The 22,825-nt window shown below is 33.6% G+C and carries 22 protein-coding genes; all 22 read right to left on the bottom strand.

Features of this window, described 5'->3' with window-relative positions; genetic code table 11:
• Window positions 1-70: 70 nt before the first annotated feature.
• On the bottom strand, window positions 71-1,063 hold the full coding sequence (gene dusB, locus BSF42_RS09190; protein WP_095953023.1) for a tRNA dihydrouridine synthase DusB: 993 nt from the start codon (window positions 1,061-1,063) through the stop codon (window positions 71-73).
• Between the two features lie 159 nt (window positions 1,064-1,222).
• A complete protein-coding gene (locus BSF42_RS09185; protein ID WP_095952794.1) occupies window positions 1,223-2,509 on the bottom strand; it encodes a phenylacetate--CoA ligase family protein in 1,287 nt (428 codons plus the stop codon).
• Window positions 2,506-4,170, bottom strand: a complete 1,665-nt coding sequence (locus BSF42_RS09180; protein ID WP_095952793.1) for a C45 family peptidase — start codon at window positions 4,168-4,170, stop codon at window positions 2,506-2,508. The genes BSF42_RS09185 and BSF42_RS09180 overlap by 4 nt, the downstream gene beginning before the upstream one ends.
• Before the next feature lie 7 nt (window positions 4,171-4,177).
• On the bottom strand, window positions 4,178-5,695 hold the full coding sequence (locus tag BSF42_RS09175; RefSeq protein WP_095952792.1) for an NAD(P)/FAD-dependent oxidoreductase: 1,518 nt from the start codon (window positions 5,693-5,695) through the stop codon (window positions 4,178-4,180).
• A complete protein-coding gene (locus tag BSF42_RS09170) occupies window positions 5,695-9,375 on the bottom strand; it encodes a 1-acyl-sn-glycerol-3-phosphate acyltransferase (RefSeq protein WP_095952791.1) in 3,681 nt (1,226 codons plus the stop codon). The genes BSF42_RS09175 and BSF42_RS09170 overlap by 1 nt, the downstream gene beginning before the upstream one ends.
• Before the next feature lie 192 nt (window positions 9,376-9,567).
• Window positions 9,568-10,740, bottom strand: a complete 1,173-nt coding sequence (locus BSF42_RS09165; RefSeq protein ID WP_095952790.1) for a DUF2062 domain-containing protein — start codon at window positions 10,738-10,740, stop codon at window positions 9,568-9,570.
• A 4-nt stretch (window positions 10,741-10,744) separates the two neighbouring features.
• Entirely contained in the window at window positions 10,745-11,230 is a 486-nt protein-coding gene (locus tag BSF42_RS09160; protein ID WP_095952789.1) for a hypothetical protein, read from the bottom strand.
• A 2-nt stretch (window positions 11,231-11,232) separates the two neighbouring features.
• Window positions 11,233-11,604: a 3-hydroxyacyl-ACP dehydratase gene (locus BSF42_RS09155; protein ID WP_095952788.1), complete on the bottom strand. Its 372-nt coding sequence runs from the start codon at window positions 11,602-11,604 to the stop codon at window positions 11,233-11,235.
• A 5-nt stretch (window positions 11,605-11,609) separates the two neighbouring features.
• Entirely contained in the window at window positions 11,610-12,218 is a 609-nt protein-coding gene (locus BSF42_RS09150) for an outer membrane beta-barrel protein (RefSeq protein WP_095952787.1), read from the bottom strand.
• 6 nt (window positions 12,219-12,224) lie between these two features.
• Window positions 12,225-12,824: a porin family protein gene (locus BSF42_RS09145; protein WP_095952786.1), complete on the bottom strand. Its 600-nt coding sequence runs from the start codon at window positions 12,822-12,824 to the stop codon at window positions 12,225-12,227.
• A 37-nt stretch (window positions 12,825-12,861) separates the two neighbouring features.
• Window positions 12,862-13,497, bottom strand: a complete 636-nt coding sequence (locus BSF42_RS09140; RefSeq protein WP_095952785.1) for a hypothetical protein — start codon at window positions 13,495-13,497, stop codon at window positions 12,862-12,864.
• On the bottom strand, window positions 13,463-14,089 hold the full coding sequence (locus tag BSF42_RS09135) for an outer membrane lipoprotein carrier protein LolA (RefSeq protein WP_095952784.1): 627 nt from the start codon (window positions 14,087-14,089) through the stop codon (window positions 13,463-13,465). The genes BSF42_RS09140 and BSF42_RS09135 overlap by 35 nt, the downstream gene beginning before the upstream one ends.
• Before the next feature lie 78 nt (window positions 14,090-14,167).
• Window positions 14,168-14,950, bottom strand: coding sequence for a polysaccharide deacetylase family protein (locus BSF42_RS09130; protein WP_095952783.1), 783 nt, complete (start codon window positions 14,948-14,950; stop codon window positions 14,168-14,170).
• Window positions 14,947-16,008 (bottom strand): beta-ketoacyl synthase N-terminal-like domain-containing protein, encoded by a 1,062-nt coding sequence (locus BSF42_RS09125; RefSeq protein WP_095952782.1) that lies wholly within the window; start codon window positions 16,006-16,008, stop codon window positions 14,947-14,949. Before BSF42_RS09125 ends, BSF42_RS09130 begins: the two co-directional genes overlap by 4 nt.
• 1 nt (window position 16,009) lies before the next feature.
• Window positions 16,010-17,209 carry a beta-ketoacyl-[acyl-carrier-protein] synthase family protein gene (locus tag BSF42_RS09120; protein WP_095952781.1) on the bottom strand — a complete coding sequence of 400 codons (1,200 nt, stop codon included), beginning with the start codon at window positions 17,207-17,209 and terminating at the stop codon, window positions 16,010-16,012.
• Between the two features lie 87 nt (window positions 17,210-17,296).
• Window positions 17,297-17,554: a phosphopantetheine-binding protein gene (locus BSF42_RS09115; protein ID WP_078006566.1), complete on the bottom strand. Its 258-nt coding sequence runs from the start codon at window positions 17,552-17,554 to the stop codon at window positions 17,297-17,299.
• Window positions 17,555-17,556: 2 nt separating this feature from the next.
• Window positions 17,557-18,171, bottom strand: coding sequence for a 3-oxoacyl-ACP synthase (locus BSF42_RS09110; RefSeq protein WP_095952780.1), 615 nt, complete (start codon window positions 18,169-18,171; stop codon window positions 17,557-17,559).
• Window positions 18,172-18,189: 18 nt separating this feature from the next.
• Window positions 18,190-18,801 (bottom strand): hypothetical protein, encoded by a 612-nt coding sequence (locus tag BSF42_RS09105; protein ID WP_141248443.1) that lies wholly within the window; start codon window positions 18,799-18,801, stop codon window positions 18,190-18,192.
• A 127-nt stretch (window positions 18,802-18,928) separates the two neighbouring features.
• Window positions 18,929-20,080, bottom strand: coding sequence for a beta-ketoacyl synthase N-terminal-like domain-containing protein (locus BSF42_RS09100; RefSeq protein WP_095952778.1), 1,152 nt, complete (start codon window positions 20,078-20,080; stop codon window positions 18,929-18,931).
• A gap of 289 nt (window positions 20,081-20,369) precedes the next feature.
• Window positions 20,370-20,819, bottom strand: a complete 450-nt coding sequence (locus BSF42_RS09095) for a thioesterase family protein (protein WP_095952777.1) — start codon at window positions 20,817-20,819, stop codon at window positions 20,370-20,372.
• Window positions 20,794-22,077, bottom strand: coding sequence for an ABC transporter permease (locus BSF42_RS09090; protein WP_172426664.1), 1,284 nt, complete (start codon window positions 22,075-22,077; stop codon window positions 20,794-20,796). The genes BSF42_RS09095 and BSF42_RS09090 overlap by 26 nt, the downstream gene beginning before the upstream one ends.
• Entirely contained in the window at window positions 22,067-22,819 is a 753-nt protein-coding gene (locus tag BSF42_RS09085) for an ABC transporter ATP-binding protein (protein ID WP_095952776.1), read from the bottom strand. The genes BSF42_RS09090 and BSF42_RS09085 overlap by 11 nt, the downstream gene beginning before the upstream one ends.
• Window positions 22,820-22,825 lie beyond the last annotated feature (6 nt).

The following is a 22,825-nucleotide window of genomic DNA, read 5'->3' as shown; positions in this document are numbered from 1 at the left end:
ATTTTGAAGGTCTTTTCGTTTACAGCTCTCTGTCAAAGTTCAAAACTTTGACAAAGATTATATTCTATTTCTAAACAAACTCATAACCCGCATAAACCTGCTCAATTTCTTTCATAATATTGAATAAATCTTGAGGCGCATCAGTTGTAACTAATTTTTGTTTGAATTCTTTAAAAGAGTGAATTCCTTTGAAATAATTGGTATAATGACGACGCATTTCCACAATTCCCAAACGTTCGCCTTTCCATTCCATTGACCACATTAAATGATTTCTCGCAGCTTCAACGCGATCAATAACCGTTGGAGCAGGTAAATGTTCACCTGTTTTAAAGAAATGCTTGATTTCGTTAAAAATCCACGGATACCCAATTGCAGCACGGCCAATCATGATTCCGTCAATTCCGTATTCGTTTTTATATTGTAATGCTTTCTCTGGACTGTCGATATCGCCGTTTCCAAAAATAGGCATAGTAATTCTTGGATTGTTTTTTACTCGTGCAATGTGCGACCAGTCAGAATGGCCTTTGTACATCTGCGCACGTGTTCTGGCGTGAATGGTCAAAGCTTGAACTCCAATATCCTGAAGTCTTTCTGCAACTTCATCAATATTAATAGAACTTTCATCCCAGCCTAAACGCGTCTTTACTGTGACAGGCAGATCAGTTCCTTTAATAACCGCTTGTGTCAAACGTACCATCAAATCAACATCTTTTAAAACTCCTGCACCAGCACCTTTACAAACTACTTTTTTTACTGGACATCCAAAATTGATATCTACTAAATCTGGTTTTACTGTAGAAACAATTTTAGAAGACATTTCCATTGCTTCCTCATCACCACCAAAAATCTGGATTCCCACTGGACGTTCATAATCAAAAATATCCAGTTTCATACGGCTTTTTATAGCATCACGAATTAATCCTTCCGACGAAATAAATTCAGAATACATCATGTCGGCTCCGTGCGTTTTGCATAATCTGCGAAACGGCGGATCACTAACATCTTCCATCGGTGCTAATAGTAAAGGAAATTCGGGTAATTCTATGTTGCCAATTTTGACCATCTTCATTATTTTTTGCAAAATTACAACATTTAGTTCAATTTGTACCAAATTGAGGTTCAAAGGTTCAGAGGGACAAAGTTGCAAAGGTTTTTCACAAATGAAATGCTTTTTTAGGTTTAAGAAACCTATGAACCTCTGAACCTTTGCAACTTTGTACCTTTAACGATAATCAAAAAACCGAATTGGTTTACGACTCATTGGATTGAAAACCAGTGGATTTAAAACTTCTTTTGAAGCAAATTCTATTTTGGGAGTTACTCTTAATTTGGCTCTAAAGTGATCTTTAATTTCTTGCAGAAATTCTGGAGTTTGATTTTTTGTGGCAATTTTAATCAGGATTTCATCTGTTCCTAAATCGTTTGTAGAGATTTCAATAAGATGATTTTCGATAGTATCAAAACTACTCAAAACATCGTTCATCGCTGGCGGATAAAGCGTTGTTCCTTTATATTTGATCATTTGTTTTTTACGGCCGACAACTGGACCAACACGCAAAGTATTTCTGCCGCACGCACAAGGTTCGTTGTGAAGCTGAACAATATCGCCAGTTTTAAAACGTAATAAAGGCATGGCTTCAATTCCTAAAGTTGTAAAAGTCAGTTCGCCGGTTTCTCCATTTTTTACAGGCTGATTTTCTTCATCCAAGACTTCAACAATAATCAATTCTGGATGATGATGCCCGCCTTTTCCGTGTTCACATTCTGTAAAAGCCGTACTCATTTCTGTCGAAGCATAAGTCGAAAACAGCTTAATATTCCATTTATCGGTAATTTTTTTCGATAAAATATTCATAGAAAAATCCTGTTCTCTCAAAGATTCTCCAATGCAGACAGCGCCTTTTATACTTGAATTATTATAATCAATTCCGTGAGCTTCAGCGTATTCAATTAGTTTTAGAAGAAAAGAAGGAACCGTAATTAAATAAGACGGATTGTATTTTAAAATAGAATCCCACTGCATTTCTGGAATTCCCGCACCAACACGAATTACTCCAACTTTCAGTTTTCTGAGACCGAGAAAATAAGCTAAACCAGCCATAAATTTTCTGTCAATTGTGGTCATTAATTGTACCACATCGCCTTCTGCAATTCCAGCGCATGCAAAAGAAATCGCTTCGTTATAAGCCAATCGATCTAGATCTGAATCAGTTAAACCAAAAGTTACAGGATCGCCCAAAGTTCCAGAAGTCGAAGCATAATCTATAATTTGATGCTGCGGAACACACAAAAAATCATCATTATACTGCTGTAAATCTTCTTTTGTGGTAACAGGTAGAAATTGTAAATCTTCCAGCGTTTTCACTTTTGAAATATCAATATTTTGTCCCGCAAAAAGTCTTTTGTAAAAAGGAGAATTTTGACTGATATATTCTAAAAGTGAGACTAATTTTTGTTCTTGAAAAATTTTAATTTCTTCTAAAGAATCTTTTTCTATTGCTGGAATCATTGTAATTTTCTTTTGACTTTTTTTAAATATTTTTCAATCTTTTCTTTTTCAGGAACTGTAGTAATTTCATGGCTTAAAGCTTTTTCAAAATTAAGCTTGGCCTGCAGATATTCCTTTTTTTGGTAAAAGTACAATCCTGCCTTATAATATACAACCCAATAATCGGGGTTTAACGATTGATAATTTGGAATGAATTCTGGAGAAATAGTTTCTTTCTTTTCCAGAAGCGAATCTATTTTATGATCTTCAATTTTAAACTTTTTAAAATTCTGAAAAGCAGTAGTTTCCAAAAATGGATCCTTGGCAATATTAAGATTTTCTTTTTGAAAAGATACAGCGCCATTTTTATTTTCACCAAAAATGGAATTCAAATCATAACATACAAATTCACCCAATTGATATGGATTTGCAGAAACCCAGACTAATTTTTCTTTAGGTTTAAAAATAATTCCGTGATGTGCGAGCAGTTGATTGAGTGCTTTTTCATTTCCGTATCCTAAAGAAATGTTTTGTAAGCCGTCTTTATTTCGAAGAATTTGGGAAGCAATTTCAGGATTTACTTTCGGATTTTCAGACAGTAATTCTTGCATTCTTTCCAATCGATATTCAGAATGGCTATTCAAAATTTGCTCTTGATTTCGTTTATCGGCTGCAAAAGCTTCTCCTTGAAAATGATTCGAACAGATTAATTGATCGCTGTTCTGAACATCATAAACATCCATTTTATTGGGCGAAACTTCAATTAAAATGGCTTTGTTGTCAATGGCACTTCCTACCATAATAGATTCAGAAACAAATACTTTTCTCTTTTTTGCAATGGCTATGGCTTCGTTTAAATTCTTGGCATGCTGTAAAATTTCACGCGTCAAAATCGAAATCGGAGTTTTCGCGCTCAACGGAATTTTAGATTTTGAAGCATTTATAGTTACAGTCAATCCTTCGTAATTCATTCCAGAAACCGCTCCGATCATTCCCGGCCAGGTAACCATCATAAAAGGATAACCTTCTTTTGGTTTTATAAAGGCCGCTATTTTATTTTCCGCGAAAGCGTCATTCACATAAAAATCAAAATTTCGAGCGAGAATTAAATTTCCATCTTCCGATTTTTCGTTCCAAGCCGCAAACGAAGAACAGCCAACTAAAGCTAAATCCTGCAGTGCGTGGCCAATATCGTGTGCGGCGTGCAAATATAAACTGCGCTGATATTGCGGTGCGATATTATCAAATTCGTTCGAAGTATATTGCGAAACACCGTAAATTTCCGTCTGATATTCATTTGGAACATTCAAATATAATTTTCGATTGTACCATTTTAAAAACTGACGAAGCATTTTCTGCTGAAATTTGGACGGAATAAAATCGGTTATTTTGGAGAAAAAAATGCGCTGTTGTTTTTTCAAAAGGGAGTCGGTTAAGGCTCCAGTTGTCAAACCAATTTCAAGCGGATCGCCTTCGACGTATAATTCCCAAAGGCCTTGTTTATTTTTTAAAAACGAATTTTTTCCAGAGATAAAAGCGCTGTCAGATAATTTCTCGACAACAGGTTTTGTCGAATTATAAGCCGCAATATCGGGTTTATGATGTTTTGATTTTGATGTACCGCAGGAAATCAACAGACTGAAAAAACCGATAAGGAAGAAATAAGTAACTCGGCTTTTCATGATTCAATTATTCAGATGCTTTTTTAATTTTTTCCAGCAGATATTCTTTTCCTACAATTTCAGAGCAAGTTACAACCGCCCCAACCGTAACACCCAAGACACCGTGCATGTTAATACTTTGGCCTGTAAGATACAGATTTTCAAGTTTAGTTTTAGACGGAATTAAGGTTTTCATCGGATTATTAGAATCTTTAACATAACCGTACATATTACCGCCGTCACCGCCAATATAATCGCGATACGAAAGCGGGGTAGAAGTATGTACCGATTTTATGCAGTCTTTGATTTCCGGAAATTTTTTCTCTATTTCAGCTAAAAATGCAGCTGCTTTTTTGGCTTTGAATTCCTCGTAACTTTCACCTCGATCGTTTTCTTCAAAAGTGGTATTAAAAGTATTTGCCCAAGTTTTAACTTCATCATATTTCATGTACGTTAAAAAAGTCATTCCGTCTGCCCATTCTTCGTCTTTTTGCGACGGATTCATTGAAGCCATAAAAGTTTTGGGCCATGAATTTTCGTCATAATCATAAGCGGTCCAAACATCATTGGCACTTTTAAAATGATAATAATTATGATTGATATATTTGAAAGTTTTGGGTTTAAAAACGATATAAAGACTAAATGCAGAAAGTACACTTTCGAGGTTTTGAATTCTATTGAAAAATGGTTTTCGGAAGTTTTCCTGACCCGCCATTTTCAAAGTCGTTTTAGGTTCGATGTTAGAAATAAAATACGTTCCCGAAACTTCAGAACCGTCTTTTATTTTTACCGAATTGACTTTTTGGTTTTCAACTTCAAATTTGGTTACTTCTTTATGTTTAAAAAATTCGCCTCCGTATTTTTTAAGTTGTTTCAGAAGTTGCTTCGTTATCTGACTGCCTCCATTTATACAGCGCCAAGAACTTTCAATATACGAATTGACAATCAGAGCGTGTACATAAAAAGGTGATTTTTCGGTAATCCCAGCGTAAAGAAAATTGGATCCCGCCAAAACGGCTTTTAATTTTTCATTTTGCGTAAAAGAATCGATTGTTTCTTTTGCGTTAAGCGTTAGAATTTCGGCATCATATTTTCCGTCAGATTCTAAATTGTAGAGAGGAAAAGCTTTGCAGACTTCTTTTATTTTCTGACAGTAGTTGAAAAGGTTTTCTCTTTCTTCGGGAAAGTAATTCGCTAATTGTTCAATAAAATTTTCGACGCCCTGCGCATGCGGATATTCGATTTTATCATCTTCAAAAGAAATAATATCAAAACCATTTTCATCTAATTTTTTCAGATTTAAATGATCCATTATTCCAATATATTTAAAATATTGATTTAGATTTTGGCCCTCGCCTAAACCTCCGATATAATGAATTCCCGTGTCAAAAATAGTTTTATCTCTAACAAAAGTTTGGAGATTGCCGCCGTATTGATTGTTTTTTTCGAGCACACAAACGCTGTAGCCTTCTTTTGCCAGAATAACGGCAGAAACCAATCCGCCTAAACCGCTGCCAATTATGACTACATCGTACTGCTTTTTCATTATTTTTTCTTTAAAACAACTAAATTATTTTCTTCAGAAACAATTTCAAAATCGAAATTTGGAAACTGATTTTTTAAAAGAGAACAATTTACTAAAATTACAAAAGAAACATTTTGAATTACTTTTTCAATCTCATTCTTATAACTTTCATCAGAAATTAATAAAACATCAAATTGATTGTCAAGATTCGATTCGAATTGATCGAGATATACTATTTTTCTTTTTGTTACAATGTAATTTGTTTTTGCAACCAGCAACTTTTCTTCCTCATTAATAAAAGAAAATATCTTTCGCTGCGGTTCCTGCAAAGCCATTAAAACATCCAGCTGACCATAATCGTTTCCTAAATGCAGGATTTTTGCTTTTGGCTCAATGTGTTTATTTAAGTTGTAATACGTTTCTAGATTTTGTTGTAAATCTTTTTTAACACTGTTGCCAATTTCAATTTCTTTGTAATCGTAACTGGCAATCAGCATTTTTTTGAAGTAATCGGGACCTTCAAACTGCTCGCGTATTTTTCGATATTCTGCTTTAAAGAACGAACTTATTTGTTTGCTTCTTTCTGCATAATTTGTTCCGAATGAATGATCATCTGGAGTAATTCTTTTTAAAATAGAAACCGTCAATTTTCCATGATGAATGACAAAATCACCTTTCGGAATTAATTCTGAAGCGCCATGGATAACAATCGGAATTATATCTAAATTGAATTCATCGGCAAGGAAAAAAGCGCCTTTATGGAATCGCTTGATTGCATTATTCTCTGAACGAGTTCCTTCTGGGAAAATCATTAAAGAATAGCCTTCTTCTATTTTTTTACGCAAATGTTCCACGCCGCCTTCTAAACCTTCAGAAACAGGATAAAATCCAGCTTTTCTAACTACACCGCCAAAAATCGGAGAATTATAAACCCAGTCGCTTACCAGAAAAATAATTTTCGGACTCAGCATTCCGATGGTCAGAATGTCTATAAACGAAGAATGATTGGCAATAATTACAGCTGGTTTTTCGAAGGTTTCATTAAAATTATTAATGACATTTTTACGTATAAACGGATTCGAATACAATACTGATTTCATGAATTTTGAAATCACATATCGAAAGCCTTTCATTTTTGCTTTTTTGTTAATTGGTAAAATCGGCATGATTGTAAAACTTAAAATCGACATTACAATACCGCCAAGACCATAATAAGCAAACGAAATTACACCGTGAGTAAATGTTCGCAATTGAAAAGGAGGATTTCCTTTTTTAGGACGATTCGACAGAAATAATTTAAACAGAATAGGATAAAATATAAACGTAATAATCAAGGCGGCAAAAACCCCAATTAAAGAAACCGCTGAAATAGAAGTCAATGCGGGATGTTTGGCAAATATCATGGCGCCAATTCCTAAAATAGTAGTAATAACTGCCAGTATAATAGATGTTCTGTAAACCGCAATTTCATTGACTCCAGTAGAATATTCTTTTTGTAATGCGCTGGTCATAAAAATACTGAAATCAACTCCGTGACCAAAAATCAAAGTGCAGACAATTATGCTGAAAATATTCATTTGAATGCCAAAAATTCCCATAATTCCTGCCGTTACAATTCCAGTTAAAGCAATTGGAATACAGCTGATAATGACCAATTCGATTCTTCGGAAAAAGAAAAATAGAATCAAGATTACGGCAACAAAAGAATAATTTACAAGCGAATTAAAATCGGTTTTTAAAGTACTGAAAAACGTTTCGTTCATTTGCTGGCGATCGATTGCAATTACATTTTCTTTTACAGAAGCCGATTTTACAAATGCATCACGCTGTTCTGGCGCAACTTTTACCAAACTTGAAATCGTATAAAAACCGTTTTTCTCCGTTATAAATTCTTGTAATTGTAAAGCTTTTATTTTTAAATAATCATCTGCTGTAATCGGTTTGAAATTAAAATTCAAATGATCAAAAAACAGATTGTATGTTGTGGGTTTAAAGCCAAGTTTCGAACCTTCATTGATTAATTCTGATTGTACGAATTGTTTTTTCTGCGAAGTCCAAAATGAATTCCATTTCTCAATTTTCTGAAGCTGTGCTTTTTGAGAAAGTACAATACCGCCAATTGAACTAAAGTTTAAAATTTTATCGTGTTGTTTGTCTGCAGTTAAATCTCCAAAAAGCTGCGTATTGTGCTGCAAAGCTTCTTCCATACTTTTTCCGTATGAAGCCACATAAATCGTTTTGGAAGTTAAACTGGTACTTTCTTCCAATTCTTTCTCGGCATTTTTAATGTCTTTCGGAATAAAATTGAGCTGAGATAAATCGTTATTAAAACCAACATCGTTATAAGTAAAACAGCAGATTATGGTAATAATGACACACAATCCGATTAGGATTTTATTATTGTGAAAAGAAAAATGCGCCATTTTATCGATCACATTTTTTTTGTGTTCTGCCGGATTTTCTTTTGGTTTGTATAAATGCGGGACAATTAAAAGCGAGAAAACTCCAGTTGCCATAACAATTACTGCGGCGAAAATTCCGAGATCATTCAACGCATCAGATTTTACAAAAAGCAGACATAAAAAAGCAACCGCAGTTGTAGAACTGCTCATAATTACCGGCATTGTAATGTCTTTGTACAACGTTTTTACATCGCTGTTGTGTTTGTAATGCGTGAGGATATGAATGGAGTAGTCGATCGTAATTCCCAATAAAATAGAACCAATTCCTAAAGAAATTGCAGAAATCTGTTCTCTTACAAAATATAAAAAGGCAACCGCAAACAAACCTCCAAATACAGTTGGAAGGAAGATTATCAGCGGAATTAAAATTTTACGATAGAATAAAATCAGAATGAGCATTAAAGTAAACATCGCAATTGATGTCGTTAAAATAATGTCGCTCTTAATTTGATTGGCATTTGCAACCGCAATTAAAGCAGAACCAAAATAATTGATAGAAGTTTTTCCTTTATATTTCTGATTCAAATTTTCTTGAATCGATCTGAGCTTTTCGGCAAAAATAGTATTCTGGTCTGTTTCGCTCGAAGGAATATTTGAAGTGATAAAAAGAAGTAATTTCTTTTTGTCTTTCGTCATAACAAAACCATTGTCAAGCGTAAAATCGTCGCCAATATTTAACTGCTGTAATTTTTTTAAAGCGATAAAAGAAATCCCAAACGGATCCCGAAGGATAAAATCTTTTGTAACAAATCCTGAAGGAGAAATAATTGATTTGTAATTTCCCTGAACGGTCGCTGCAATGCTGTCTTTTTGCAGTTTCTGTTGAATGTTTTGATAATCTTTATCATCCAGAAAAAGCGGCAGATTGTTGTAAACAAAATCGATAGTTTCCTGAATGTTTTCTTCGTCTATTTTTCCTTGAATTCCAGTTATAAAAGGTTTGCAGGATTTAGAAACGCTGTCTGAAAATTGAGAAGCCATTTCCTTTAAATCATCAGCAGATCCGTTTTTTTCGAGTTTGAAAATTACGGTAGTTTTATCAGCAAAGTTTAATTGTTTTAAAACTTTTGCGGTAACATCGGTTTTATCGTTTGTTGGAATAAGTTTGGTAATATCTTCTTCAAACTTTAATCTGGAAGCAAAAAAACCAAAAACCAAAAGCATCAGAACAGCCAAAAAAACCGAAAGAGATTTTCTTCGATTTACAAATAAATGAATGGCGTAGAAGTATTGATGCATGATTATGGTTTAAAGTTTTTTGCCACGAATTTCACGAATTTCCGCTAATTCTTTTTGCTAGAGATTAATGTGATTTACACTGATTTGCAATGCTGCGAATTTCAGAAATTTAAATAAATTAATTCGTGCTAATTCGTGAAATTTGTGGCAAGAAGATCGTTTTAATCTTGGGCAATATTTGGCAAACTTAATTTAAATATTCGTTTTCTTTTTACTAAAAGCCGTTAAAAGTAAATAACTTATAAAACCAACTGATAGCGCTGAAACGGTTGCTAAAATAAGACTTCCCACGATATATTGTGCAGCATTTTTTTGAATATCCTCAAACGTCATCGATGTATCTAAAATAAGCGGCGCATCACTTGTAACGAAAAAACTGCCAATTTTCAAAGAACCATAAATAATAAGGGGGATAAAAGGCGGAAAACTCACATTAGAAGTCAAATAAGCAATCACTTTATTCAGCCGAAAAATGGCCGCAAAAGTAAATAGCAGTATAGTTTGAAATCCCCAAAAAGGAGAAAGTCCAATAAAAATTCCCAAAGCAATGGCAGCCGATTTTTTAAAATCAGAATCGGAACTTTCTAAAATATCTTCGAGAAAGAACTTTTTAAATCCTTTTTTTTTTGCTCTTCTAAAGAAATCTCTTGGTTTGATATACAACAAAACGTTGGTCACCAAAACCGTATTTAGAATACTGATTCGGGTAAAATCTTGAAACGGACGAAAATGAGAAACCCTTTCAGCAGGATCGTACAAAACCTGAATTGGAATGTTTTTTACAACAATACCTTTCCAAGCTGCGCGTACTATCACTTCGATTTCAAATTCAAACTTATTGGTATAAAATCGCTTTGGTAATAATCGAAGCGGATATAATCTAAAACCTGACTGTGTGTCGTCCAGTTTAATTCCAGTTTCAAACTTAAACCAGAAATTAGAAAATTTGTTACCAAAACTGCTTTTCTTCGGAACATTTTCCTGTGTCATATTGCGGCTTCCGATAAAAAGAGAATTGGGTTCATTTTGAATTGCTTCAATAAAAATCGGAATATCTGCAGCAAAATGTTGTCCGTCAGAATCTATCGTAATGGCATATTCAAAATTCAATTCGAGTGCTTTTCTAAATCCATTTCGAAGCGCACGGCCTTTTCCTAAATTTTTAGGGTGATGGATTTGTGTCAGCTCCAAATATTGCTTTAAAATTTCGCTGGTCGAATCGGTTGAGCCATCATTAACAATGATAACATTTGAGGTGAAATCTAAAATAGAATCCAGTACTTTTTTCAATGTTTTTTGGTTATTGTATGTGGGTACAATAACACAAAAGTTAGTCGAATTAAGCAATTCCTGCTGTAGTTTCATCTGCTTACTTCACGAATTGTTTCTCTTTGGCAGAGAAACTTTTAGATTGCAAAACAAAGTCTTTTACATACTCTTTCAAAGCTGCATTTTGCTCTGCATAATGTGCCGTGATGTATTTTTTATCCTCTTTAATGTTTTTCTTATAACCTGTTATTCCAGGAACATTTTCCTGAATACTAAGACGAATCAATCTGATTTCTATATTGTTCGGTTCAGCTGCAATAACAGATTCAAGCAGTTTCGCACCTTCTTTAAAACGAGAAATTTTATTTCCCAATATACTTTCAAATTTAGAATCTAATAGAATTGAAGCCGCTTTGTAAGCCACCAAAATTTTATCATCGTTGTTTGAAACGCCCGAAAGTTTTTCTACAAAATCTTTAGCATTATTTTCAGATTTTGCAACATCTGTATACATTTTGCGGATCGAAGCCAAGTCTGGCGTGCCCGCAAAATTTACCCATAAAAGTAATGTCAATAATAGTTTCATAATTATATTTTTTTATACACATTGCTCAGCTTTAGAGCAGTCGTGTCGTTAAAGTAAGTCGTGTTTTTCACTTTTACCAAATTGTCTTCGGTAGTTGTAATATCAAGCTCTAAACGTAATTCTGGAGTTACCTCAGGATTAATCAGCGCCATGAATTTTACATTTGCCAAAGATTGAATCATCAAAGAACTTTTTGTAATAGATTCTGTAAGTTCCTTGATAATCTGAATCATGCAAACACCAGGCATAATAGGATTTCCAGGGAAATGCCCTTTAAAAACCTCATGTTTTTCATTGATTAAAATTGTAATACTATATTTTGAATCAGAGATTTTCTCTTCTGATTGTATTTTGTAAAAATCTTTTAAAATCATATTTTTTATTTTCCAAATGAATAGGAAATTCCTAATTGAAGATTAATATTCGTATTATAATCTCCAAATAAATAATAATTATTGGAGTCATTTTGATAATAATCACTGCTCAAAACGTCAAGGAGCCCTTTTTTAAATCGTGCTTCAAATGTCAAACCAGACGGCAGTGCATAAGCAACACCCAAAACCAAACCAAGATCATTCTGCGCTTTTCTAACCGCAAGATTATCATTTAACAATAAGTCTAAAGTTGGGCCGGCTTGTAATTGAATTCCTGGTCTAAAAGTAAATTTATTTATTACAGAAAGTGATAAATAATTTATTTCAAGATCCAGATATTCGGTTTTATTAGTCTGCGTATTTTCGTCAAAATATTTTCTGGCAACATCATTAGAACCTTGTCTGGTGTAATTAATTTCCGGCTGCAGCGCATAATGCTTCGTTATATTAATTGCTGCAAAACCACCAGCATAAAAATCTGTTTTATAATTGGCGTGCATTTCAGAAATTGTCGAAAAACTAAATCCAGCTCTTAAACCTGGTTTAACAGATACTTGGGCTTGTGTATGTAATACCGCAAAAAAAACAGCAGTAAAAAAGACAATTCTTTTCATGCTTTTTTATTTTGTTTTGAACGTATAACTAATCCCAATCTGGAAAACCTGATTTAAAATTACATCATCGTAATAATAATCATTATCATTATAAAATCCGTTGTAACCATAAATATCAACCAATCCTTGTTTGATTCTCGCTTCAAGAGTCAAACCGTTTGGTAGCGTGTATCCAACACCGCCAACAATGGCAAGATCATAATCTTCAGGATTTGTATTGATATAATTATCATCAATTTTTATATCTAAAGACGGTCCTGCTAAAATGTGAAAACCACCGCCATTAAAGTTAAATTTAGCAACCGCTCCAAGCGTTATATAATTTAATTCATAATTTACATAACGATAGTTATTGCCGTTTCCAATATCTTCTCTTCCTTCATCACCTTGTCTTGAGTACGTTATCTCTGGCTGTAACGAAAAAAACTTGTTGAATTTAATATTTACTAATCCACCAACATAGAAATCTGTTTTAGAATTGTTATAATCTATATTAGTTAGAGTTGATACATTTAAACCGCCACGAAGTCCTGGACTAACTTTTACTTGTGCTTGCGTTGATATTCCGATAAATAAAACGAAGGCAATTAAGGCTATTTTTTTCATCTTTGGATTAGTTTAGTTTTATGATTAGTTTAATTTTCTATTCTGATTTAAAATAATTCAGCTCAATTTTCAGCTTAATATTTTGGTGAATGATCTGAATCTTCTCAGCAAAAATATTGTTTTCTGAATTGAAAAACAGCGTAAATTTTTCTTTTGTTTTGGAGGAATGAACGATCTTTTCTAATTTTTGATTCTTTTTGGAAATAAAAATATAATTATCCCTTTTCCCATCTGCCGATTTATAAATTGATGCTGATTCGTTTTCAAATTGTTCCTGAATCAAATATTGCTTTTTTAAGAGCAGTCGAAAATCTTCTTTTAAAGTATTGATTAAAATTTTTCGGTCTAATTCTGATACAATCGAATTGACTTTAAAATCGGTTTCAGAAATTTCAAAATCCATTAATTTGTTGCCGAATTCCGTTGTAAAAACAATTCGATGTGTAGTGTCATTTATTTTTTTGGCGATGAAAATTCCCGATAATTCATTTCCGTAAACAGAGATATTAGTTTTATAAACATAATCAGTTTTTGAATCTGAAAAATAGGGTACCTCATAAGACGTCTTATCTAATTTTTTTGGCGTATAGTTTTTGGTGACTGAGCCACAAGAAACTAGAACCAAAGCCAAAAGGCAATTAATTAGTAAAAACTGAATCGTCGATTTTTGCATTGATCACTTTATTTTTAAGTACAATTCGGGTATAATCTTCAGATGATTCCAACAGTTTTACCTGAACAACGGTTGCTTCTTCTTTATCAAAAGTAAGTTCAATTTGTTTGATGTATTTTTTCAACGTTGCATCTTTCGGAACAAATTTTGCCAAATTCTGACCTTTTAATTTAAAATAGGAAATCGCAAATTCTTTGTCGTCAAACATATTCCCGCTCACGCTTCCGATAATTAATTTATTGATTCGGGCAAAAATTTTGCTATTTCCAATATCCACAGCGCTTTTCTTTCCTTCGTCGTTAATCAGGATTTTTCCGTTTTTAAAAGTAATGCTGTAATTGTACGGTTTTTTGTATTGCCATTGCAAAAGTGCAGGTTCTTTAAAAACCATTTTTCCCGAAGTTTCAATGTCTTTAGATAAAAAATCCAAATGTTTATATTGAATAAAATCAGTTGTCAGCGTTTTTATTTTTTTAGAAACTACATTTACATCTTCTTTAAATTGAGCTATTTCTGCAGTTGTCATTTTTTGCTCTTGTGCAAACAAACTGCCTGATATAAAAAGAATTAGTATTGCTATTTTAGTTTTCATAGATTGTTAAAAGTTGTTTAGCAAGACCTAACAGGTTTTTAAAACCTGTTAGGTCTAAACGATTGAGTTCTTGTTTTATCAGCGTTCAATTTCATAAGCTTTAAGATTCAAAAGCTCTTCAATTGAAATCACTTCGAAATTGTTTTGCTGTAAAAATTGCAAAAATTGTTCCAATACCAAAACAGAGTGCGAAGCCGTATCGTGCAAAAGTACGATTCCGCCGGGAGAAACACGTTTTATAATTCGGTTGAAAATTAATTCCTGATTTTTTGTGCCGCCGTCAAGCGAACGGATATTCCAGCCAATTGTTTTATGTCCAGTAACTTTTAAAGCTCTCCGAATCGACGGCGTTGTAACTCCGTAAGGCGGACGAAAAAAGGTTATTTTTTTTGAAGTGAATTTTTCCAGAAGTGCATCTGTCTTTTGAATTTCCTCAGTTATTTTTTTTGCAGTATAAAAGTCAAAAAATTTCGAATGGGAATAGGAATGATTTCCAACCAAATGACCTTCGGCAATAATTTGTTTTACGATTTCTGGATGCTTTTCAATATTTGTTCCAATGCAGAAAAAAGTGGCTTTTGCATTGTATTTTTTAAGAAGTTCTAAAACTTCCAAAGTATAAGGGCTCGGACCGTCATCAAAAGTAAGTGCAATTTTTTTATCTTTTTCTAGTGGATTATTACAAAAAGCTTTTACATGATAATTAGAAGAAATTCTCGAAGAACCAAAAGCATTTATGCCAATCCAAATAAAAATTACAGCAAAAAAACACCAAGTATTTATTGCGGTATAGAGATTCAAAAGAAGCAGTAAAAGCAATAAAAAGATAAAAAATATCGAGATGTTTTTATGCGTTATCATTTTGACAGTAACGTAAAACTATGATTTTTTCCGTTTAATTGATTGTACAATAAAATGGTTTTATAAGATGGTTTTGTAACCGAATTTACTTTTACAATCTCTGGAATTTCCTGAGTTTTTAAAATTTTAGCAGCCATCCAAAAAGCAAAAGCAGAGGCTGTATCATATTCGCCGCTCAAATGTTTATAGTATAAAACTGGAGTTTGAGCAAAAGCATTTGCGGCCAGATTTTTATAATAAGTTTCGAAACTTGCATTTCCGTCAAAACCTAAAATCAGAGCATCAACATCAGAAATTTCTAAATTATTAGATTTCAAAAAGGAAGTAATTTCAGCTTCAATTTCGTTTTCTTTTAGTGTATTTACAATCAAAATATCCAGAAGTTCAGCATACGTATTGTCTTTTCTTTCATTTTCTAAAACAAAAAAATTAGCACCTTCGCCGTAAACTGCACCGCTTGTATTCGAAGTCAAAACCTCGTAAGGCGCTTTATTATCTTCTTTAATTCGGCCAGAAAGTTTAAAAAGAGCGGTAGTGTAATCTCCGTTTTCGTCAACACCGCCCACTAAAATAGATTGGGCTTCCTCTTCTTCAATCTGCATTTTAGCATCAATAAGCGCCGATTCAAAAGAAACCGCACCATTTACATACGTAAAATTATAGCCTTTACATTGCTGTAAAAGAGCAATCTGCGCACCAACCGTATTGTGTGTTGACTGAATAAAAGAAGTTGGTGTTAAAAATTTTTCTTTATTATCTAAAATACTTTTTAGGAATTTTTCAGAATCTTCAATGCATCCTAAACCAGTCCCAGTAATGATTGCATCGACTTTTTCGACATTCGCATCTTTCATCGCCAAAGCCGAAGCTACGATTCCATTTTTTACACCTTTTGCCATGCGTCGGCTTGCAGCAGGCGAAATATACTCTTTGTACGCCGGCGGAATAATAGCCAGTACATTTTCATCGTGATTTACAACGGCTTCTTCCAAAAAAACAGTATCAAATGTTTTTTGAGTCGAAATACAGCCTACTCCATTTATATATGTTTTTTTCATTTTAGCTTTTTGAAAATATAAGGGTTGAACAATTTCCTCCAAAACCAAAAGAGTTAGAAAGAACGTGTTCGATGTTTTTATTTTTTAAAGAGGTTTGTGGTTTCAAATCAAACTCTTCCATTGGCGTTTTAAAATTCAAATTCGGATAAACCACATTATTCTGAATGGCCAAAACGCTGTAAACCGCTTCAATCGCAGCTGCAGCCGCTAGAGTGTGACCTGTAAATGGTTTTGTAGAACTAAAATCAGGAACCGTTTCATTTTCATAAATTCGGAGTAAAGCTCGTCCTTCAGATAAATCGTTATTTGGCGTTGCTGTGCCGTGAACATTAATGTAATCAATTTCAGAAGGTTGTAAACCCGAAACTTCAAAAGCTTTTTTCATGGCTAAATAAGCGCCGTCTCCATTTTCTGAAGAAGCAGTTTGGTGAAAAGCATCATTGGCATTTCCGTAACCAGAAACTCGTGCTAACACTTTTTTGTTTTGCTTTTCAACAATTTCATCCGATTCTAAAACTAAAAAAGCCGCAGCTTCGCCAAGATTTAATCCTTTTCTGTTATTATCAAAAGGCTGATTATAATCGTCAGATAAAATCATCAAAGTCTTAAATCCGTTGATGGTAAATTTTGACATCGCATCAGCACCGCCCACAATAACGCGGTCTAATTTTCCAGTTTTAATCAATCGCGCTCCTAGCATAATTGCATTTGCAGCAGATGAACAAGCGGTACTAATTGTAGAAACCATTCCTTTTAAACCCAGTTCTTCGGCAATTTTTTCGGCAACATCGCCTCCGTCGTGACAGGCAATATATTTAACCAGTTCTGGTTGTTCGAAATAATCGTAATAATGTTTTTCCGTCATATCCATTCCGCCCACACTTGTAGCAGAAATAAGTCCGGTTCTAAACTCATTTATAGAAGTAATGCCGGCATTTTCAACAGCTTGTTTTGCTGCCAAAGTGCCAATCATAGCGGTTCTCGAAAAATTATTATCGCTGTTTAATTGCAGTTCATTGATAAGATCATCATTGGTTTTTTTGATTTCACCAACTTTAATAACATCCGCATGAACTGTAGAAATATTTGTGATTCGGGAAATCCCGATTTTATTTTCGATTAACGAATGGTAATTCTCTTCAACCGAATTTCCGATCGAAGAAATAATTCCCATTCCCGTTATTGCAACACCTTTTGCCATTTTAGATTTTAGATTTATGATTTTAGACTATGGATTCTAAATATTTCTGTCTAAGAAATCTAAAATCTAAAGTCTAAAATCTAAAATTTATTTAGTTCTATTTGCGCTGATATATGCAGCCATAGTTTCGATAGACTGGAAAATTGTTTTTCCTTCTTTCGGATCTACTAATTTAATTCCGTAATCTTTATCTAAAATCACGATCAATTCAAGTGCATCAATTGAGTCTAAACCTAAACCGTCTCCAAACAAAGGATCGTTATCAGCAATGTCTGCGATTGTGATATCTTCAAGGTTTAAAGTAGTAATGATTTTATTTTTTAATTCTTCTTTTAATGCTTCCATGATTATTTATTATATAATGTATTGATAGTTTCGTTTGTATATTTCTCGTTTTCTTCCTTGCTAATAAGGCAAAGAAAAGCTTTATAATTGTCATTAAAAAATTCTACCCAGCCACACAAAACAGAATCAGCTTTATTTGTGTTTAACAAAATCCCCGAATAGTTCCACAAAAATTCTGAATTGAAAGCATCAAATATAAAGAAAGAATTTTCACTTTTCAGCTGATGGCGGATACTTATTTCACCCAGACAAATATTTGGCAGCGTATAAACGAAAACCGCCGGACTCGGAAAATAGTTTTCTTTGTCTGAAATCGATTCCTGATATTTTACATCGGTATCTAAACTTGACGATTTATTGGCCAAAACCAAAGCGATATTATGTTCTTTTTCTTCTGAAGTTATCGGACTCAAAAGCAATTCTGATCCTAAAAAAGCCAGTTTGCTCAAAGTATCCATTTTGAAAAACTTTGGATATTGTATTTCAAAATTACGATAAGCTTGTTTCGAGAAATCAGCAAAATCTGTTGGTTCAGTTTTGAATACAGAAGTTCCGTTCAAAACAATTTCGTTGTTTTGGATGGTGATGTAGGATTGTATGTGAGTTTTTTGAGTCATTGTTATTATAAAATTCTATTACGAAACCCAGGTATCAAAAATTTTTGTAATATGCCATTTTCCAGATTTGTTTTCAATTGTAATTTGAAATCCTTGCCCACATTTTCCTCCTCCACATGAAGCACTTGCGTCTAAAGTTCCTAATGTTTTACTTTTATTGAAATGAATTTTATGAACGGTAATAGTGCCAACAGGCATTTTACTTTTTTTGTCATTTATGTCCCAATAAATTTCTTCGGGATATTTTGAGGCATATTGAAAATCAAATTTTTTGTTGTTTTTAAAAGGAGTTAAATCAAATTTGCTGTCATTAATTCCGTTGCTTACTATAAAATCATGAACACCAATTAAAATTCTATGGTTATCATTTTTAATACTGTCTTGTTCAATCTGATATCTTTTTAATTTATCGTGATATCCAATAGTATCTTCTTTATTTGTTTTGAAATCTCTCCTTGGCATTGGTGGCGGATACATAGTTCTTCGATCCATATAAATAGAATCTACAATTTCGATAAAGACAGTATTCATGACGTCTTTTTCAAAATCAGATTCAGATACTTCTTTCTTTTTACATCCAAAAGAGGAAAGAATGATTAGAGTTATAAATATGAATTTTGATAGTTTCATTGTATTAAATCAAATTTGAACTGTCAAGATTTCCTTGCAAGTTGACATTTTTTGAACTTGTAAAATTTCTTTACAAGTTGGATATTTGAACTGTTTGGAATTTCCGAACAGTTGAATTTCGTGAAAATTAGTGAAATTCGTGTTTCACTTTCTCAAAAACCACTGCCGTATTACAACCTCCAAATCCAGAAGCCGTCTTCAAGAAATATTCAATAGTCGCTTCTTCATTTTTCTCAATAACATTTACAGTTTCACTCACACCAATTTCATCAAAACCTTTCGATTCAAAAAGCATATTTTGATTGGCAGATTCAATCGCAATTACCGTTTCTAATAATCCCGAAGCACCTAAGGTATGACCGTAAAAACCTTTTAAACTATTTATAGGAACGTTTTGTAAACCTAAACGACTTAATGCAATGGATTCCATTTCGTCATTAAACGGAGTTGCGGTTCCGTGTGCAGAAATATAATCTAACTTATGCGCTTCAATTTTCGCTTCCTTCAAAGCATTCTGAATACTTCTAAACAAACCTTCACCCGTTCTTGACGGACCCGAAATGTGATTCGCATCGTTTATAGAACTGTCGCCGATTATTTTTATTTTTGAGTTTTTGGCTTCCGCCGAAATTAAAACAGCTGCCGTTGCTTCGCCTAAACTTACTCCGGTTCTGTTTTTAGAATACGGTTTGCAGGGCAGATCACTCATGGCTTGAAAAGCATTAAAACCAGATAAAACAAATTCTGAAACTTCATCGCCGGCAACCACAAAAACATTGTCGTACAATTCAGACTGAATCATTCTTTTGGCAATTGAAACCGCTAAAATTCCTGAAACGCAAGCATTTGAAACTACAATTGGTTGTGTTTTGAATCCGAAGAAATCTGAAATATTTTTTGCTAAAACATCTAAATGTGCGTTATTAAAACTTTCGTCAGAATTATTTTGTAAAGCCGTAACATTTCCTTTTGTAGTAGAAAGGATAAATGCCGTTTTTGAATTTAATTCAATTCCAGAATTTTTGATAATCGGCTCTAAAGCCAAAATCATCATTTTCTCTAAACGGGAATATTTGGTTTCAGCGCTGATTTTTGAAAAAGCACTGTTTATTTTTTCATCAGAAATAATTGAAGCATAAAATGAATTCGGCATTAAAGAAATATCATTATGAAGCTGAATGCCGGAATCACCGCGAAGAATGGCGCTGATATTAGATTCAACATCAAAACCTAATGGCGTGATACAATTTGTTTCGGTAATGTATATTTCTCTTAACATTTTATGATCTCGATTTCTCCTGCAAGGTTTTAAAAACCTTCTGGGTATTTTAATTTTAAGCTTTATCTGAAAAAAAGGTTTCACGCAGATTTTGCAGATTTAAGCAGATTTTATGTTGTTTTTTATTTCCTGCAAGGTTTCCAAAACCTTTTAGGTATGTTTTTATTCGTTATATTGGTTTGTCTAGAATTTATACCTACAAGGTTTCGGAAACTTTGCAGGATGACGAAAATGAATTCTTGCTAATTCGTGACTCGAGCACAGCGAAGAGACGAAGTAAATTCGCGTTCTATTTCAACAACCCCACTTTACGTTTCCATTCCTCATAAAAAGGCGGATTCGTCAACATTAAATTTCCGTCGCCATCTAGAAAAACCTGAACGGTTTCTCCTGTACAGGCGACTTCGCCTTTATCATCAATAATTTTAAAACGGTAAATCATTTTTGCAGCGGGCGTGTCCACAACCGTTGTTTCAATTGTTACAACATCGCCGTAACGTAAAGACAATTTATGTTCGCATTTTGATTTTACAATCGGTGTTGTATAACCGGTATTTCCAATATCCAGATAAGTTAGTCCATGTTTACGGCCAAAAGCTTCTCGTCCGTCTTCGAAATAGGTAATATAATTGCCGTGCCAAACAATTCCAAGCGGATCAGTTTCGTTAAAACGAATTCTGATTTCGTGAGAAACTGTTAAATCTGTGGCTTCGTTATACTGATCTTTTCTTTTTGTCATAAAATAAGGCAATGGCGGTTGTAAGAATGAAAAACAAAAATAACAAACTTATTTTTGGGATGATTTCCAGGAAAGAAACGTTACGAAGTAAAACATCGTAAAAAGCATCTAATCCCCAGTTCATAGGAGACGATTTGGCAATGATCTGCATGATTTTCGGCATGGCAAAAACCGGAACCCAGATCCCGCCAATTGCTGCTAAAATGATCACACTTGTTGCGCCAAAAGGAGCCGATTGTTCCTGTGTGCTGGCAACAGTTCCTAATAAAATTCCGAATCCGATTGCAGCAAAACCCGAAAATAAAGCCACAAGACTCATCATTGCTAAATGTCCTTCGATGTTTAAAGACGGAAGTCCGATGGATGGAAATAAAAATACTGCAACGGCAACCATCATATAAAACTGAATCATACAAATGATTGAGTAGGTGATGGTTTTTCCAATAATCACTACTAAATTTGAAACTGGATTGGTTCTTAAACGAACAAAAGTTCCCTGCGATTTTTCTTTTACAATATTAATAGATAACGGAATTACGATAAAAAATATCGCAAAAAGCGTCCACGCCGGAACATTGTGCTGTACCGAATTCGGGCGAACTTCTTTGTTGTTAATCTTCGGAATTATTTCTTTAAAGGAAATGAAACTTTTTTGTTCAAAATCGGTTGTTCCTTCTCCTAATTGATTTTGGAAAGTGGTGTAAATGGATTTAGTTTCAATTTGCGAAATCATTTTGTCGATAGAACTCATGACCGCATTTTTGAAACTCATTTGAACTGCTGGATCAAAATAAAGTTTTACTTCTTTCTCTTTTATTATTTTTTGAGGTTCACTGGCTGCGGTACTATCAGTCATGCCTAAACTGCTAACGATTTTCTCCACATTTTGATCGACTTTGGCCTGTAAATCAGAACTTAAATTTTCTGGAATTACGATTGCCAATTGAAATTTCCCTTTGTAAACATTTTCTCTGGCAATATCCTCTGTAATCGTTTTATTTTCAACCTGCGTCACAACGCTAAACAAATTGCTTTTTTCTAAATTTTCAAAAACGGTTTTAGAAACAGAACCTTTATCATTGTCAACCAATAAAATCGGAATTTTAGAATCGCTTACGGTTTTAAAAGTACTGTCCTGAATTAAAGTAACGGTAATTACCAAAACCAAAGGCATTATAAATAGAATAATCAAACCGCCTAAATCGCGTTTAAGCAGTAAAAATTCTTTTACGACAGACATCCAAATTTTATATATCATCTCTCAAGTCTTTACCAGTTAATGAAATAAAAACATCTTCGAGATTTCGGGCTTCCTCAACAGAATTAATTAAGGTTGAAGGCGTTCCTTTGGCGTAAATTCGGCCTCGGTCTAAAATGGCAATATTAGTACAGAAATCTTCGGCTTCAGCCAAATGATGAGACGTATATATAATTGAAGTTCCGTTTTTGTTCAGCACTTTCAGATAATCGATAATAGCATTTTTTGACTGGACATCAACGCCAACGGTTGGTTCATCTAAAAATAAAACTTTTGGTTTATGCAGAATTCCTGCAATTAAATTGACACGGCGTTTCATTCCGCCAGAAAAAGTCTGAACAGGTTTGTCTGCAAATTTCAATAAGCCTAAAAGATCTAAAGTTTCGATTACTTTATCTTTTAGATCAGAACCTTTCAGGCCGTACATACTTCCAAAATACTGCAGGTTTTCTCTTGCCGTAAGAGTAGGATATAAGGCATATTCCTGAGGAACCACGCCAATTATTTTTTTAATTTTTGAAGAATGATGCTGATAGTCTAAACCATCAATTGAAAAATGTCCCGAAGTTGGTTTTACCAATCCGCAGAGCATTGAAATTAAGGTTGTTTTTCCAGCACCGTTTGGACCGAGTAAACCAAAAATTTCTCCTTCATTTATATTTAGCGAAACGTCGTTCAAAGAAAACTGGTCGGCATCTTTGTACTTTTTCGAAAGTGATTCTATTTTAATTATAGGCTGCAAAATATC

This window comes from Flavobacterium sp. ACN6 (assembly GCF_002304005.1).
GTDB lineage: Bacteria > Bacteroidota > Bacteroidia > Flavobacteriales > Flavobacteriaceae > Flavobacterium.
Note: the sequence above shows the minus strand (reverse complement) of the source record. Positions and strands in the feature narration are given on the sequence as shown.